Raw genomic sequence first — 14,249 nt, 5'->3', positions numbered from 1 at the left:
TTAAAACTCTCCGAAAGACTAGAGCTGCCACGAAGATTTTTTCACCTGGTGGCCGGAGGTTCCTTGGCCTTTTGGCCTCAAAAGGGCCTGGAGATTCTGGCTGCCTCCTTCATCTCCGCCGATCTTCTGCGCCAGAAGTCCCCCCTTCTTAATCGAGTAGCCCTCCGGTTTTTCAAGCCCCTTATGCGGGAAAAAGAGCGCCAAAGGCTCTCTGGAGCCAGTTTCTTCCTCCTTTCGGCTACCGTAGCCAGAGCCTTCTTTCCCCGATCTGGCCGGGAGGCCATCGTTATCTCGGCGGTAGCTGACCCCTTAGCTGGTCTGGCTGGAGGTCTGAAAAAAAGCAGGGGCAAGTCTATTATCGGTAGTCTGAGTCTCTTTGCTGGCGCCTGGATAACCGCCCGGACCTTGGGTCTTCAAAAACCGGCTCTAGTGGCCGCTTTAGCCACTCTCTTTGAACGCTATGGGCCTTTTGATGACAACCTCCGCTTGCCCCTGGCCCTAGCCTTCTCTTTAGATGTGCTCCATTTGACCTCTGACCAACAAAATGGCAAAAAAGAAGGCTAATGAACGCCGCTGTCATTGCTGCCGGAGGCACAGGAAGCCGTTTAGGAGCCGAGATACCCAAACAGTTTCTTGAAATCCGCGGGAAGGCCCTTCTTCTTTACTCCTTAGAGGCTTTTGAAGCCTGTCCCGAAGTGGAGATCATCGTAGTAGTTGCGGTCTCTTCTTATATTAAGGCCACCCAGAGGTTAATTTCTGAGGCGGGGCTAAAGAAGGTTCAAGCCGTCGTTCAAGGAGGAGCCACCAGGCAGGATTCCGTTTGGGCTGGCTTTAAAGCCCTGCCCTCCGAGGTGGAAATTGTTCTTGTCCATGATGCCGCCCGTCCCTTGGTTTCCACAGGGCTGATCCAGACCGTAATCAACAAGGTCAGGGAAACAGGAGCCGCCATTGCCGCCTGTCCTGTAAGGGATACCGTGAAGGAGGTCCACCACGGAACCATAACCCGAACCCTGCCCCGGGAGGCCCTCTTTTTAGCTCAAACTCCCCAGGGAGCTCGTAAGGAGCTGCTCCAACAGGCCTTTGAACGGGCCCAAGAAGAAGGTTTCCAGGCCACCGATGAGGCCAGCCTGTTGGAGAGGCTGGGAATCCCGGTAGCCGTAGTGCCGGCACCGACAACCAATCTTAAGATTACCAGCCCTGAAGATCTCTTACTTTTGGAGGCCCTCCTCCAGGTAACCCCAAGAAGATCAGGTTGCCGATGAAGGCCGTTATTCTGGCTGCCGGGCGCGGGAGAAGGCTCTCTGAGCTGGGGGAACCCAAACCCCTGGTTTCCCTTTTAGGGCTTAGCCTCATTGAGCGAATCATTCTCACCGCCTCTCGGGCAGGCATTGATGAATTCTGTGTTATTACCGGCTACCGGGGCCAGGAGGTAGAATCTGCCCTCCGGAGGCTCTCCCAGACCCGGCGACTTAACATAACGACGATTCACAACAAAGACTGGCCCAAGGGAAATGCCCTCTCGGCTTTAAAGGGAAGGGATTTTGTGGGCCAGGAGAGCTTCTTTCTTCTTATGGGCGATCATCTCTTTGACGCCCGCATCATCGAACGCTTAAAACAAAGGCCTCCAGAGGAAGGCCAGGTTCTCCTGGCCGTAGACAGCCATCTGGACAATCCTTTTATAGACCCGCTTGATGCCACTAAGGTTCAAGTTTCTCAAGGTCTGATCCGGGCCATCGGCAAGGAAATCAACCCTTACAATGGCTACGACACCGGAATCTTTTACTGTACGCCAGCCATTTTTCCCGCCCTCCAAGAGGGTATTGATCAAGGGGATGGACGGCTTTCAGGGGCCATGGAAATTTTAGCAAAACAGGGGTCTCTGAAGGCCATAGACATCGGAGGGCTTTTTTGGATAGACATCGACGATCTTTCCGCCTACCAGCGGGCCCGAAAGGCCCTTAAAGAGAATCTTCGATCCAAGGCCACCGATGGCCCCATCTCCCGGCATATAAACCGCCCGATATCACTCTTTATTACCGAAAAACTTCTCCTCCCCAGGAGGATATCTCCCAATCAGATCACCATTTTCTCCTTTCTCCTTTCTCTTCTGGCTGCCGGGGCCTTCTTCATGACCCCCGGTTGGGGGCCTATATTGGGTGCCTTTTTGGCCCAGCTGGCCTCCATTGTGGATGGTTGTGATGGAGAGGTGGCCCGACTCAAATTCCTTGAAAGCCCCTTCGGTGGATGGCTTGATTCTCTCCTGGATCGCTATGCAGATGCAGCCCTCATATTTGCCATGGCCGGTCATCTCCATCGCCAACAACCAAGCGACTTACTTTTGATAAGCGCCTTTCTGGCCCTGGTAGGCTCTTTTATGGTCAGCTACACCGCCCCCCACTATGATAAACTTATCCGCCGGGGGCAGGTCCCTTCTGGCTGGCGCATAGGGCGCGATGTCCGGATCTTTATCATTTTTATTGGAGTTCTGGCCGGACAGATTTTAGCCACCCTGATCCTGTTGGCCCTCTTGATGAATCTTGAAGTATTAAGGAGGATCTTTGTCTTCTATCAGCTTGAAAGATCCCCCACCCGAAGTGCTTAAATGTATCACAACCCGGATAAGGGAGCTTGTTGCCCAATCCGAGGTCCCCGAAGACCCTGCTCACGCCGAAAACACTCTAAGGTGGCTCCGGCGGCTCTTCCCTGAGGCCGATCCGGCCCTGGAAATTGCTGCCCTGGGGCATGACCTAGAACGAGCCCGACCCCAGCGGCTACGCCGGGAGGAATTCTCTACTTACGAGGCCTTCAAGGAGGCCCACGCCAACCTCAGCGCCCAAATCTTAGAAAAACTTATGCGGGAATGCGGGGCTGATCAGGAACTTATCGCCGAGGTATGCCGACTGGTGAGACGCCATGAACAAGGTGGTGATCCCCGGGCAGACATCCTCAAAGAGGCCGATAGCCTTTCCTTCTTTGAGGTTAACCTTCCCCTTTACGCCGCCCGGAACAGCCCTGAGGAGACCAAACGTCGCTGTCTCTGGGGGCTCCGAAGACTCTCCCCCCAAGGCCTCCTATTAGTTCGGGAGATAGATTATCCCAATGAGACCCTCCGAGGCTTGGTAGAAGATAGCCTGCGTCTTCTCGAAGAGGCCAACTCCTAAAGCTTGCCCGTTCTATCTATACTTTGGTATGAAAAAGATCGGGTATCTGAGAAAGATGACACAAAGGAGACTCCTTCATGAAGGCCTTGCCCTTTGTCTTCGGGATTCACAATCACCAGCCACTAGGGAACTTCGATCATGTCGTCAGCCGGCTTACCGAAACTTGTTATCTGCCTTTTTTAAAAGGAATAAAAGGGGCCCGGCACTTCCGATTGGCCATTCATGTAAGTGGCATTCTCCTTAAGTGGTGGGAGGAAAAGGCCCCCCAAGTAATCGAGACCTTGGGAGAGCTGGCGGCAGAAGGCCAGGTGGAGTTTGTCTGCGGGGGGTTCTTTGAACCAGTACTGGCAGCGATTAGCCGGGATGACCGTAAAGAGCAAATCTTACGCCACAAAGACTACATCCGGCGTCGCTTTGGTCAGACCCCTACTGGTCTTTGGCTAACGGAGCGAGTCTGGGAATCTCAAATTATCGAAGACCTCGCCGATTTAGGCATTGAATATGTAGTCGTGGATGATCGTCACTTCATTGTCTCCGGTTTTAGTAAAGACCAGCTTTTTGGCTACTACCTTACCGAAAGCGAGGGCAAACGTCTGGCCATCTTCCCTATCGATGAGACCCTGAGATACGCCATTCCCTTCTGGCCGGTAAAAAACCTGGAAAATTATCTGCGAGACATCCGCTTTCGGGGAGGGCGGATGTTCATCTACTTTGACGATGGTGAGAAGTTTGGAGCCTGGCCAGGTACCGCAGAATGGGTTTACCAAAAGGGCTGGCTTAAAAACTTCTTAGAAGCCTCGGCCCGATGGGTTGATGAGGATCTGGTCCACTTTCTTACCTACCAAGAGGCCTTAAAAAAGATTCCTCCTCAGGGAATATGCTATCTCCCCACGGCCTCCTACATGGAGATGGAAGAATGGACTCTGCCCACCAGCCGAATATATGAGCTGGAGGAGCTTTTTAAGCGCCTCGGGGATGACAAGGAACGTTTTAAGGGCCTTATTCGCGGTGGCCACTGGAAGAACTTTCTGGTCAAGTATCCTGAATCCAATCACCTTCACAAAAGAATGCTCATGGTCAGTCAGCTCACCAGGCAACCAGGGCACTGGGAAGAAGGGGCTAGGCTCTCCCTCCTGGCTGCCCAGTGCAACGATGCCTATTGGCATGGCATCTTTGGGGGGCTTTATCTCCCTCATCTTCGTCAGGCCGTCTGGGCCTCTTTGGCAGAGGCTGAAGGGACCGTCCGTCGCCAGGAAAGAGCCTTTAAAATCGAGGTTTCCGATATAAACTTTGATGGCCAACCAGAGGTTTTTGTCCACTCCAAGGAGGCCGCCCTGGTCTTTTTGCCCCATTATGGCGGTCAGCTCCGAGAATGGACTATCTTTTCCGCCCGAACCAACTACATAAACACCCTCACCCGCCGAGAAGAGGCCTATCATCGGGCCCTTAAAGAAAAATTGCTCCACGGAACCCCTTCACCAGAAGGGGCAGCAGAGGGGGTTTTCAGTATCCATCATCTTCCTCGAGACCTAGAGCCGGATCTTTTGGCCTCTCTTGCCTACGACTGGTATGAGCGAAATAGTTTCATTGATCACTTCTTCGACCCCTTTCGGGATCTGGAGGCCTTTAGACGCTGTGACTTTGGGGAGTGGGGAGATTTTGCCAATCAACCCTTTGGCTTCCGGCGTGAAAAAAACGAGCTGATCTTCTCTCGAGAGGGGGGGCTCTATCCTCCCGGACTTCCCAGACACCCCCTTAAGTTGACCAAGCGCTTTCGTCTCTCCCAGGGGGGGCGAGAAATAGAAGTCCATTACCATCTTGAAAACCTTTCAAAAGAAAGAATATCTTGCCGTTTCGGGGTGGAATTCAACCTCTTCCCCGCGGCTTTGGCCTATGGTCAAGGCCGCCTGTTGGCCGGCGGCCAACAACATCCCCTCAATGAGGCCTGGGCTGCCGAGGGGGTGGGCGAAGTCCTTTTTGAGGATCAAGCGGTAGGGGCCAGATTGCGACTTGTCTTTCCTTCGGCCAGCCTGTGGTTTTTCCCGGTGGAAACAGTCTCTCAATCAGAATCTGGCTATGAAAAGACCATTCAGGCCCTGGCCCTTATGCCCCACTTCCTCCTGGAACTGGATTCTGGTGAAGGGCTGGAGCTGGTTATCAAGGCCGCCGTGCGCTAAGATATTCGAGGATCAACCGGGCCTGCCGGGTGGCCGCTCCGCTGGCTTCTTGGGCCGCTTCTCGGGCTTTTTCCCCGCTGGGGCCCCCTGAAGATCCGGAGAGGACAGCAAGCACCGTCTTGGTTAGATCCTCCGAGGAGCGAACCACCTGTCCTCCGCCTTTGTCTTCCAGAAGACCCCGGGCCTCCTCAAAATTTGAGGTGTAGGGACCGTAGAGTACCGGAACCCCCCAGGCCGCCGGCTCCAGGAGGTTCTGGCCTCCCTTGGGGATGAGACTCCCGCCGACAAAGGCCACCCGGGCCAGACCATAAAGGCAGAAAAGATGGCCAATTTCGTCCACGACAATCACCGAGGCCCGTCTAGGGACCCCAGAACGGAGTTCGGAGAGGAGCTGGGAGTCAAGGCCTTGACCTCTGAGGCTCTGCTGAAGGGGCTCCAGCCAAGTAAGATGCCGAGGGGCAATAAGGACAAAAAGAGAGGGAACAGCCTCAAAAAGGGCCTTAAGGCTCTGGGCCAAGACATCTTGTTCCCCCTGCCGGAGACTTCCCACTACAAGGACCGGCCTTTCGAGAGAAAGATCAAGAAGATCAAACCATGGCCCCAGATCACAAGAGGTTATACGTCGGCTTAATCCCTCAAATTTGGCATTGCCACAGATATGAATCCTTCCTGGGTGGGCCCCTAGAGCTTCAAGACGCCGAGCATGGACGGAAGAGATGGCCAAAAAGGCCGAGAAGCGTCGCAAAATCTCGGCCATAAAGGGGCGAAGTCGCCGGTAGCGCGGGAAAGAAAAGGGGGAAATACGGGCGTTGACGAGCAAAAGATGAGCTCCTCTACCCGAGGCCTCAAGGATCATGTTGGGCCAAAGCTCCGTCTCAATAGGAGAAAAAATCCGGGGAGCCACCCGCTCCAGGGCCGCTTTTACCAGCTGAGGAAAGTCAAAGACATAGGGAGCCACCTCAACCCTATGCCCTAAGGTCTTTCGGGCCCGATCTAGACCGGTGAGGGTGGTGCTGGTTACCAGGACCCTAAGCCCTGGGTCCATCTGCAGAAGGGCCCCCACCAGGGCCTCGGCTACTGCCACCTCTCCCACGGAGACGGCCTGAAACCATATATCAAAGGGCCCTGGCGGAAGGTTCTGAATTCGTTTTAGTCTGGCCGGCACCAAGGGGACCAGAGGATAGTAGAGGCCTTTAGTCAACCAGGAATAAAGGGCCGTTAACATCTCTCTTCTGCCAGCCGCTGACGAACGACCTCAAAGAGAAAAAGAGCCCCGGCCACAGAGGCATTAAGAGAAGAGAGGCGTCCGCGCATAGGGATCCTGGCCAGAAAGTCACAAGACTGGGCCACCAGGGGGCGGAGCCCCCGTCCCTCACTACCGACTACTATGCCTACGGGGCCTCGAAGATCCAAATCGTAAAGAATCTTCTCTCCTTCGGGGGCGGCCCCTACTAACCAGAGTCCTTCTCCCTTTAGCCACTCCATAGTCCGTACCAGGTTGGTCACCCTAGCGACAAGAACATGTTCTGTAGCCCCGGCCGAGGCCTTTTCCACCGTGGCCGTCACCCTGGCTGATCGATGTTTGGGAATAATTACCCCCTGAACTCCGGCGGCCTCGGCCGAACGAATAAGGGCTCCCAGATTCTGAGGATCGATGATTTGATCGAGGAGAAGGACAAAGGCCGGCTCCTCAGCCTTCTGCCAGGCGTTCCGGATCTCCTCCAGGGTAGCATAACGATAAGTGGCCACATAGGCCACCACCCCCTGATGAACCACCTTCCCTCCATGGGGAGCCTTAAGGGGAGGGAGCTGGGCCCTTATTTCCAGAGGAATTCCCAGACGACGGGCCCGGTTGATAATCTCCCGATGACGTCGAAGATGGCGCTGGGAGACGACAATTCGTTCCACTTCTCCGGGTCGGGCCGAGAGGGCCTCGAGCACCGGATGATACCCCCAAATCACCTCGGCCATTTTAGGTAAGCCACTGTCGGAGGAGATCAGAATGGCGAAAAGACCTGAGTCGTTCAGCGGTTAAAATAGATCTCAGGGCAGAAAGGGCCCGGTCAAAACGGTCATTGAGCACCAGATAATCAAATTCTGAGGCCGCCTGAATCTCCTGGCGAGCGGCGTCAAGACGCCTTCTCAGGCTAGCCTCATCTTCCGTGCCCCGAGATCGCAAACGTCGTTCAAGCTCTGACCACGAGGGAGGCAGAATAAAAATCAGGGCCGCCTCGAGTCCCATCTTCTTCCTTACCTGACGGGCTCCCTGAACATCTATATCCAAGACCACATCGCGCCCGGAGTCTAAATGCTCCCGGATTTTTTCCATACTGGTACCATAGAGATTTCCGTGGACCTCTGCCCATTCCAAAAAGGCCCCCGCGGCCACCAAAGACTCAAATTCTTCCCGAGAGACAAAGTAGTAATCCTTACCCTCCACCTCCCCAGGCCTCGGTGATCTGGTAGTATGGGAGACAGAGAAGATCAGATTCTTCTCCAGCCTGAGGAGCTGCCGGATAAGGGTGGTCTTCCCCGCCCCAGAGGGAGCAGAGATGACCATCAAGCAACCACGGCGCATATGACTTTATTTGGACTTTTCCTCCTCAGCGGCCATCATCTTGAAGATATCTGAAGAGAGTCGCTGAGCTATGGTTTCGGCCTGAATGGCAGAAAGGATGACATGATTGCTATCAGTAATAATGATGGATCTTGTGCGGCGCCCTTGGGTAGCATCAATAAGACGCTTATTCTCCTTTGCCTCCTCCCGCAGCCTTTTCATCGGCGCTGAGGAGGGATTTACTATGGCCACAATTCTCTCCGCTACCACAGAATTGCCAAAACCGATGTTTAAAAGGCGACATTTGCACTCCACGGCTTTTACCTCCAACTATCTTTTATTTTCTAACTTAAACAGGCAATTTAACCTCAAAACGCCCAAAGGTAAAGTTTTTTGTTCCCCTAAAACTCATTCAATGTTCTGGATCTGCTCCCGGAGACGCTCCAGTTCCCCTTTTATTTCTACAGCCAGATGATTTATTTTGGCCTCTTGAACCTTGTTGGAAAGAGTATTCACCTCCCGAAACATTTCCTGAACAAGAAAATCCAGACGGCGTCCCACCGGTTCGTCAAGAGAAAGATAGTGACGAAATTGATCGATATGGCTCCTCAATCGAACCATTTCTTCATTAATATCTAATTTATCGGCCATGATGGCCATTTCTTGAGCCAAACGGGCCGGATCATACTCAATTCCGGATAGGGCACGCTGAAGCCGTTCTCTAAGGCGCTCTCTGGCTGCCTCGTAGGCCACCGGCCAGATTTCCTTTATCTCTCCAAGGAGGTCTTCCACCTTAAGCAATCTTTCCTGGAGATCATCCAGAAGGGCCTGCCCCTCCTTTAGCCTCATGGCCTGAAGATCTTCAAGAGTCTTGGCCAGAAGTGGAGCCAGTTCCTGCCAGAGGAGCTCCAGATCGACCTCTTCCTCCGAAGGCACAATAATCTCCCGGAAAGAAGCCACCTGGGCCAAACTGACCTCTCCTTCCAAAGCCAGCTCGGCCTTAAGATTCTTTAATATGGTTACCAGGGCCCGAGCCAGCTCCCAGTTGCAGGCGAGAGCCAGAACCCCCGGAGGAGAACCATTTATCTGGACGGAAACCTCCAGGCGCCCCCGAGCGATTTTTTCCCTGAGCAGCCGGCGGATACGCTCTTCAAGAGGGCTGTAGCGCTTGGGGAGACGGAGGATAATGTCCAGGAAACGATGATTAAGGCTTTTAATCTCCACGGTAAGGCGCCAGCCCTCAAAGGAATGACTGGTCCGGCCAAAGGCAGTCATGCTTTTAAGGGCCATAGTCCCTCCTTTTTAAGCTCTTCCACATAGAGCTGCCGGACCTTATTAAAAAAGGGAATTCCATCCCGGACATAATCCGGATAGGTCCAGGGTAACGGACGATAGCTCCCCCTCTCAAAGATCAGGGTAAGATCGGCATAGACCCCCTGGGATAGATAAATGCGGTGAGAATAGTTCTTAAAGGTGGCCAGAACCAATCTTTCTGGGAGAAGATAGCCGGGATCAATATTCACTTGGCGTCGTCCGGCAACAGATAAGAGCATCTCCTGCTCGTAGGTTCGATGTTTGAGCCGGGGTAGATCCTCCTGGGCCAAAAAGCCGGCAAAGGCCACAAAAAGCCGCTTCAGCCCGGAGCCGAATTCTGGCTGATAATAATTCGTTAGGTCAAAAGGTAGCCAGGAGCTTTTAAGGATTACTGGACCCAACACCTTTTTTAGAGCCCTTAGAGCCTCTTCAATGGATTCTTCCCGGCGGCCAAAGATACTGGCTATTGGTTTGGCCGGCAAGGAGGGCTGCGGGTGACTCAACAGGACCTCCCTTCAGCGAGCTGCTGCCGAAGTTCCTCTTTGGTAATCGCTGCCGTTCCTATCTTACCTACCACCACCGCCGCTGCGTGGTTGGCTAAAACAGCGGCCTGGGACAGAGAAAGCCCGGCGGTCAGGCCTGCCGCCAGAGCCGCCATCACGGTATCTCCGGCTCCGGTAACATCATAGATCTCTCGGGCCAGGGCCGGGATAAAAAAGGGAGGCCGGTCCCCTTCAAAAAGGGCCATCCCCTCTGCCCCCAGGGTAACCAGAACCACCGGAATGTTGAGACGCCCCCTCAATCTTTCGACCACCGCCACCAGGTCCTGCCGATGTCTGATCCGATGGCCGGTCAAGGCCTCCGCCTCGGCTCGATTAGGTGTAATCAACCAAGCCCCCCGATAAAGATCAGCGTTGTCCACTTTGGGGTCGACCAAGAGGGGAATATCCCTCGATTTGGCCAAGTTTTTTAACCCCTCCATTAGAGGGGCTGTAACTGTGCCCTTGGCATAGTCAGAAACAATTATAAGCCGAATAGCTTCTAGGGACTCCTCGATAATCCTCAATATGGACTTAACAGCCTTTAGGGGGGCTGGATCACGCCTTTCCTTGTCAAAGCGAACTACATGCTGTCCCTGAGCCACCACTCTGGTCTTTACAGTGGTCGGACGGTCGTCAGGGATAAGCCCTTGATCAGGAAGCCCACGCCGGCGAAGCTCCTCTCGTAACCACTGACCAGAGGCATCCGGCCCCAAAAGACCGCAGAGAAGAGGCCTTAACCCCAGACAAAAAAGGTTATCGGCCACGTTGGCCGCTCCTCCCAGGCGAAGACTTTCCCGATGCACCTCTACCACCGGCACCGGGGCCTCCGGGGAAATCCGGGAGACATCCCCCCAAATAAAGTGGTCTACCATCAGGTCACCGACCACGGCGACCACCTGACCGCAAAGTTTATCTAAGGCCTCAAGGAGCTCTTGGGTCATCAGATGGTAATGCCAGCAGCCTGGGCATCCTTTAAAAAGCGCTCCAGACCTAAATCGGTCAGGGGGTGTCTAAACATCTGCTTGATGACCTTATAGGGCACGGTAGCAATATCCACCCCTAGCTCAGCACACCGACGGACATGGTCCACATGACGAATACTGGCAGCAATAATCTCTGTAGCCAGATCATAGACCTCATAGATATTAATTATCTCTTCCAGGACCAACATTCCATCATAGGAGATATCATCGATGCGTCCCAGAAAGGGAGAGACATAGGTGGCCCCCACCTTGGCGGCCAGCAAGGCCTGAAGGGGCGAGAACACTAGGGTGACATTGGTCTTTACCCCGGCCCCTTCATTGTTCATTCGGGCCACAGCCTCCAGGCCGGCCTCGGTGCAGGGAATTTTAACCACTACATTTTCGGCAATCCGGGAGAGCTCCTTTGCCTCCTTAACCATACCGGCCACATCGGTGGCTATAACCTCGACAGAGACCGGCTTTCCAGAGACCTCGGTCACGATCTCAGCGATGGCCTCCTTCCAGGGCTTGCCCGTTTTGGCCACCAGAGAGGGATTGGTGGTCACTCCATCTAGGATGCCTAAGGAGTTAATCTCTCGGATCTCTTCAATGTCCGCCGTGTCTATGAAGATCTTCATGGTCACCTCCAGCACATGTTTCCGGCTTTTTATTAGAAAAAAAGAAAGCTGTAAACCGGGGAGTGTCGGCGGATCTTGGCCTGTTTTTCTCTGAGGATATTTAGGTATTGGGCTGACAGTTTACCCGCCCCGAGGCATCTATAGTGCAGAAGAGAGCCACCCCACTGATAACCGGACTACAGGTGGTGGCCTGAACGGTTTGGGTATTGGTATCAATGTTTAGACTACAGGAGGCTCCATCTGGAAGATGACAGATCTGGCTACTTTCTCCGGAGTCGGTATAAGCGGCCACCAGCTCTCGAACACAAGAGCTAATAGATGCTGTGGCCACTCCGGCAGCGGCCCTGGCCTTGTGCTGCATCAGGAGAGGAACCGCCACCATGGAGATGATCCCCACAATGGCGATGGCCACAAGAAGCTCAATTAGAGTAAAACCTTGCCTGTCCATGAGCCACTCGGAGGAAAGTTTATAAATCTTCAGAAATAAGAGAGGGGGGCAAAGCCCCCCTCTCGGATCCCCAACATTAGCTGGCCGTACAACTGACCTGGTTGTTGGTAATGGTGCAGGTAAGGCTGATACCCTTGATGGTCGGAGAGCAGCCAGAGGTGGAGATATTCCCCGTGCTGGCATCCAAGCTCAAAGAGCAGGTCTGGTTGTCAGGGAGATTGCAAGTCCAGCTGGTGGTCCCCTGGTCGGCATAGTCAGCGGCCAGCTCACTCATACAGGTAGTCAGGGCGCCAGCGGCCGCTGAGGCAGCAGCATTCTTCTTATATTTGGTGAACTGAGGAACAGCTACGGCAGCAAGGATACCGATGATAGCCACCACGATCAAAAGTTCGATGAGAGTAAAACCCTTGTTATTCATACCTCAAACCTCCTTAAATATTTTTGTTTTTTTAAGTTTTCTTTCCGCAAAGAAAGCTCCCCCGAGATGTCAAAGCCCCCTTTGGCAATGCCTAGGGAGGGCTACGTTTCTGGTTGTATCCCTCTCCCACCTCCCATCTCTTTCTTTCTTGTTTGCTTTCTTTTCCTCTGCTCGTCATCTTGATATTTCTCCTTTAAGGTCTCTTTGTCTGGCTGTAAGAAGCAACCTTAATGCCAAGTAAGAACAGGAAGGGCTCAGGCCTTATTTAAGGAAAAATGGGGCGACTTTCTGCCTTGGGGCAAAAAGGAAAGGCCCCCTGGTGCCAAAAAACGGCACCCGGGAAACAAAAAAGGTCAATCAAGGGAAAATAGAGACACCCAAATCTGGCTGTTTTCTCGGACCCGCCAGGAAAGAGGACTCTTTAAAGTTTGCCGGAGAGGAAAATCTGCTATATTTAAGCATCTTATGGTCTCTAATTCTCCTATTGTCCGCTTTGAAGAGGTAACCAAGCTATATCCACCGGATATCACGGCCCTGGATAGGGTATCCTTTTCCGTTGAACGGGGAGAGTTTGTCTTTATCACCGGCCCCAGTGGGGCAGGCAAAACAACCCTGCTCAATCTCATTCTCCGATCAGAACTTCCCTCTCAAGGAGAGGTATATGTAGAAGGCCGACCTCTTTCCCGCCTCAAACCTCGCCATGTTCCCGGCCTGAGAAGGCGGATCGGGATTATCTTCCAAGACTTCAAGCTCTTGGTTGACCGAACGGCCTTAGAAAATGTAGCCCTGGCCCTGGAAGTCCAGGGACTTTCCCTGAGAGAGGGACGTCATCGTGCCCTGGCAACCCTTGAAGCCGTTGGTCTTAAAGGCAAAGAAAACAAATATCCTCCTCAGCTATCAGGAGGGGAGAGACAACGGGTAGCCATAGCCCGGGCCATCGTTAATCGACCAGCCCTTCTACTTGCAGATGAGCCTACGGGTAACCTGGATCCCCGCTTGGCCGAAGAAATTATAGAACTTTTTGAAGAACTTAACGCCCGAGGCACAAGTATCATCCTGGCCACTCACAACCAGAGCCTTTTCATCGAGCGACATCGGCGAGTCCTGGTTCTTGACTCCGGGAGGCTTATTAACTAATGGGAGTAAGCCTAATCATTGGAAAGGCCTTCTCTTCTTTCAAAAGGCGCCCTCTGGCCCAGATTGCGGCTACCGGGGTTATCTTTCTCCAGATAACCATCTTTACCCTGGGACTCTTCTTTTATCACAATTTGCGACAAACTACGGAAATCCTGGGGCAGGAGCTCTCCCTCACTGTTTTTTTAAAAGAAGGGCTCTCCCAACAAGAGGTTGAACATCTGGCCGAAGAGATTCTTTCCTGGCCGGAGGTGGCCTCGGTAAGATATATCTCTCCCGAGGAGGCCTTTGAGCGTCTCAAACAGGCTTTTTCCCAGAATCCAGAGCTTATGAGCGGTCTGGTTCCTGACTTCCTGCCCCCTTCTTTAGAGATCTACTTCTGGAAACCCTTTGACCTCCAGGACAAACTCCCTCAAATGGCCAAAACTCTCTCGGGATATCCCCAGGTAGATGAAGTTCGCTATGCCGGAGATTGGTTGGCCCGCCTCCAGGGATTCAGCGACCTTATCCGGACAGCCCTGCTCCTGGTAGCCACTATTCTTCTCCTTACGGTCTCGGTGGTGGTGGCCAACGTCATCCGGATCAACATCCACTCTCGGGCCCAGGAGCTTGAAATTCTTCGTCTTCTGGGAGCCAGCAGAGGGCTTCTCCGCGGTCCATTTCTTCTAGAGGCCTTCTTTCAGGCCCTTTTGGCCTCACTTTTGGCCCTGGCGACGGTCTATCTGATATTTATCCGGCTCCAAGAGAGCATGCCCTCGAACATCTTTGGTCACCCTTTTAGACTCCAGTATCTACCCTGGCCCTGGTTAGCGGGAATAGTTGGAGGAGTGATCTTGGTCTCTCTTCTGGCCAGTTTTCTCCCCTTAAGGCAGTTCCTTAAAGAATGATAGCTTTAGTT

At 53.3% G+C, this 14,249-nt stretch carries 17 protein-coding genes; 7 read left to right on the top strand and 10 right to left on the bottom strand.

The features are described from left to right. Window positions 1–63 precede the first annotated feature (63 nt). The 5 genes from G4V39_RS06775 to G4V39_RS06755 all read left to right on the top strand — a co-directional run bounded on the left by G4V39_RS06775 (window position 64) and on the right by G4V39_RS06755 (window position 5,338). Entirely contained in the window at window positions 64–564 is a 501-nt protein-coding gene (locus tag G4V39_RS06775) for a diacylglycerol/polyprenol kinase family protein (protein ID WP_210412035.1), read from the top strand. After that, the gene (gene ispD, locus G4V39_RS06770; RefSeq protein ID WP_166032201.1) at window positions 564–1,262 is read left to right on the top strand and encodes a 2-C-methyl-D-erythritol 4-phosphate cytidylyltransferase; all 699 of its coding nucleotides are present in this window, start codon (window positions 564–566) and stop codon (window positions 1,260–1,262) included. The genes G4V39_RS06775 and ispD overlap by 1 nt, the downstream gene beginning before the upstream one ends. After that, on the top strand, window positions 1,259–2,602 hold the full coding sequence (locus G4V39_RS06765; protein WP_166032200.1) for an NTP transferase domain-containing protein: 1,344 nt from the start codon (window positions 1,259–1,261) through the stop codon (window positions 2,600–2,602). Before ispD ends, G4V39_RS06765 begins: the two co-directional genes overlap by 4 nt. Further along, the gene (locus G4V39_RS06760; protein WP_166032199.1) at window positions 2,595–3,161 is read left to right on the top strand and encodes a DUF4202 family protein; all 567 of its coding nucleotides are present in this window, start codon (window positions 2,595–2,597) and stop codon (window positions 3,159–3,161) included. The genes G4V39_RS06765 and G4V39_RS06760 overlap by 8 nt, the downstream gene beginning before the upstream one ends. Window positions 3,162–3,238: 77 nt before the next feature. Next, entirely contained in the window at window positions 3,239–5,338 is a 2,100-nt protein-coding gene (locus G4V39_RS06755; protein WP_166032198.1) for an alpha-amylase/4-alpha-glucanotransferase domain-containing protein, read from the top strand. On the opposite strand, the gene G4V39_RS06750 is transcribed toward G4V39_RS06755, so the two are convergent. The 10 genes from G4V39_RS06750 to G4V39_RS11420 form a co-directional block, all read right to left on the bottom strand. After that, window positions 5,319–6,563 carry a 3-deoxy-D-manno-octulosonic acid transferase gene (locus tag G4V39_RS06750; RefSeq protein WP_166032197.1) on the bottom strand — a complete coding sequence of 415 codons (1,245 nt, stop codon included), beginning with the start codon at window positions 6,561–6,563 and terminating at the stop codon, window positions 5,319–5,321. The two genes, G4V39_RS06755 and G4V39_RS06750, sit on opposite strands and share 20 nt — an antisense overlap. Then, window positions 6,557–7,309 carry a 23S rRNA (guanosine(2251)-2'-O)-methyltransferase RlmB gene (rlmB, locus tag G4V39_RS06745; protein WP_166032196.1) on the bottom strand — a complete coding sequence of 251 codons (753 nt, stop codon included), beginning with the start codon at window positions 7,307–7,309 and terminating at the stop codon, window positions 6,557–6,559. Before rlmB ends, G4V39_RS06750 begins: the two co-directional genes overlap by 7 nt. 1 nt (window position 7,310) lies before the next feature. Further along, the gene (gmk, locus tag G4V39_RS06740; protein WP_166032195.1) at window positions 7,311–7,916 is read right to left on the bottom strand and encodes a guanylate kinase; all 606 of its coding nucleotides are present in this window, start codon (window positions 7,914–7,916) and stop codon (window positions 7,311–7,313) included. 6 nt (window positions 7,917–7,922) lie between these two features. Beyond that, on the bottom strand, window positions 7,923–8,210 hold the full coding sequence (locus G4V39_RS06735; protein ID WP_166032194.1) for a DUF370 domain-containing protein: 288 nt from the start codon (window positions 8,208–8,210) through the stop codon (window positions 7,923–7,925). A 93-nt stretch (window positions 8,211–8,303) separates the two neighbouring features. Beyond that, the gene (locus tag G4V39_RS06730; RefSeq protein WP_166032193.1) at window positions 8,304–9,185 is read right to left on the bottom strand and encodes a YicC/YloC family endoribonuclease; all 882 of its coding nucleotides are present in this window, start codon (window positions 9,183–9,185) and stop codon (window positions 8,304–8,306) included. Further along, window positions 9,167–9,712 carry a DUF4416 family protein gene (locus tag G4V39_RS06725; protein WP_166032192.1) on the bottom strand — a complete coding sequence of 182 codons (546 nt, stop codon included), beginning with the start codon at window positions 9,710–9,712 and terminating at the stop codon, window positions 9,167–9,169. The genes G4V39_RS06730 and G4V39_RS06725 overlap by 19 nt, the downstream gene beginning before the upstream one ends. Then, entirely contained in the window at window positions 9,709–10,692 is a 984-nt protein-coding gene (gene rfaE1, locus G4V39_RS06720; RefSeq protein ID WP_166032191.1) for a D-glycero-beta-D-manno-heptose-7-phosphate kinase, read from the bottom strand. Before rfaE1 ends, G4V39_RS06725 begins: the two co-directional genes overlap by 4 nt. Further along, a complete protein-coding gene (fsa, locus tag G4V39_RS06715; protein WP_166032190.1) occupies window positions 10,692–11,351 on the bottom strand; it encodes a fructose-6-phosphate aldolase in 660 nt (219 codons plus the stop codon). The genes rfaE1 and fsa overlap by 1 nt, the downstream gene beginning before the upstream one ends. 100 nt (window positions 11,352–11,451) lie before the next feature. Continuing rightward, window positions 11,452–11,799, bottom strand: coding sequence for a type II secretion system protein (locus G4V39_RS06710; RefSeq protein WP_166032189.1), 348 nt, complete (start codon window positions 11,797–11,799; stop codon window positions 11,452–11,454). 76 nt (window positions 11,800–11,875) lie between these two features. After that, the gene (locus G4V39_RS11420) at window positions 11,876–12,217 is read right to left on the bottom strand and encodes a type IV pilin protein (protein ID WP_166032188.1); all 342 of its coding nucleotides are present in this window, start codon (window positions 12,215–12,217) and stop codon (window positions 11,876–11,878) included. A gap of 483 nt (window positions 12,218–12,700) precedes the next feature. On the opposite strand from G4V39_RS11420, the gene ftsE reads away from it, so the two are divergent. Both ftsE and G4V39_RS06695 read left to right on the top strand, forming a co-directional pair. Beyond that, entirely contained in the window at window positions 12,701–13,354 is a 654-nt protein-coding gene (gene ftsE / locus G4V39_RS06700; protein WP_166033092.1) for a cell division ATP-binding protein FtsE, read from the top strand. Further along, window positions 13,354–14,238, top strand: coding sequence for a cell division protein FtsX (locus G4V39_RS06695; RefSeq protein WP_166032187.1), 885 nt, complete (start codon window positions 13,354–13,356; stop codon window positions 14,236–14,238). Before ftsE ends, G4V39_RS06695 begins: the two co-directional genes overlap by 1 nt. The last annotated feature ends 11 nt before the right edge of the window (window positions 14,239–14,249 follow it).

It is taken from the genome of Thermosulfuriphilus ammonigenes (assembly GCF_011207455.1).
Classification (GTDB): domain Bacteria; phylum Desulfobacterota; class Thermodesulfobacteria; order Thermodesulfobacteriales; family ST65; genus Thermosulfuriphilus; species Thermosulfuriphilus ammonigenes.
This window is presented reverse-complemented; position numbering and strand designations above follow the sequence as displayed.

Bases quoted from the DNA above. Each gene is read 5' to 3' on its own strand.
- G4V39_RS06765 (WP_166032200.1), top strand. From the start codon at position 1,259: ATGAAGGCCGTTATTCTGGCTGCCGGGCGCGGGAGAAGGCTCTCTGAG.
- G4V39_RS11420 (WP_166032188.1), bottom strand. From the start codon at position 12,217: ATGAATAACAAGGGTTTTACTCTCATCGAACTTTTGATCGTGGTGGCT.
- ispD (WP_166032201.1), top strand. From the start codon at position 564: ATGAACGCCGCTGTCATTGCTGCCGGAGGCACAGGAAGCCGTTTAGGA.
- G4V39_RS06755 (WP_166032198.1), top strand. From the start codon at position 3,239: ATGAAGGCCTTGCCCTTTGTCTTCGGGATTCACAATCACCAGCCACTA.
- gmk (WP_166032195.1), bottom strand. From the start codon at position 7,916: ATGCGCCGTGGTTGCTTGATGGTCATCTCTGCTCCCTCTGGGGCGGGG.
- G4V39_RS06730 (WP_166032193.1), bottom strand. From the start codon at position 9,185: ATGGCCCTTAAAAGCATGACTGCCTTTGGCCGGACCAGTCATTCCTTT.
- fsa (WP_166032190.1), bottom strand. From the start codon at position 11,351: ATGAAGATCTTCATAGACACGGCGGACATTGAAGAGATCCGAGAGATT.
- rfaE1 (WP_166032191.1), bottom strand. From the start codon at position 10,692: ATGACCCAAGAGCTCCTTGAGGCCTTAGATAAACTTTGCGGTCAGGTG.
- rlmB (WP_166032196.1), bottom strand. From the start codon at position 7,309: ATGGCCGAGGTGATTTGGGGGTATCATCCGGTGCTCGAGGCCCTCTCG.
- G4V39_RS06750 (WP_166032197.1), bottom strand. From the start codon at position 6,563: ATGTTAACGGCCCTTTATTCCTGGTTGACTAAAGGCCTCTACTATCCT.
- G4V39_RS06710 (WP_166032189.1), bottom strand. From the start codon at position 11,799: ATGGACAGGCAAGGTTTTACTCTAATTGAGCTTCTTGTGGCCATCGCC.
- G4V39_RS06695 (WP_166032187.1), top strand. From the start codon at position 13,354: ATGGGAGTAAGCCTAATCATTGGAAAGGCCTTCTCTTCTTTCAAAAGG.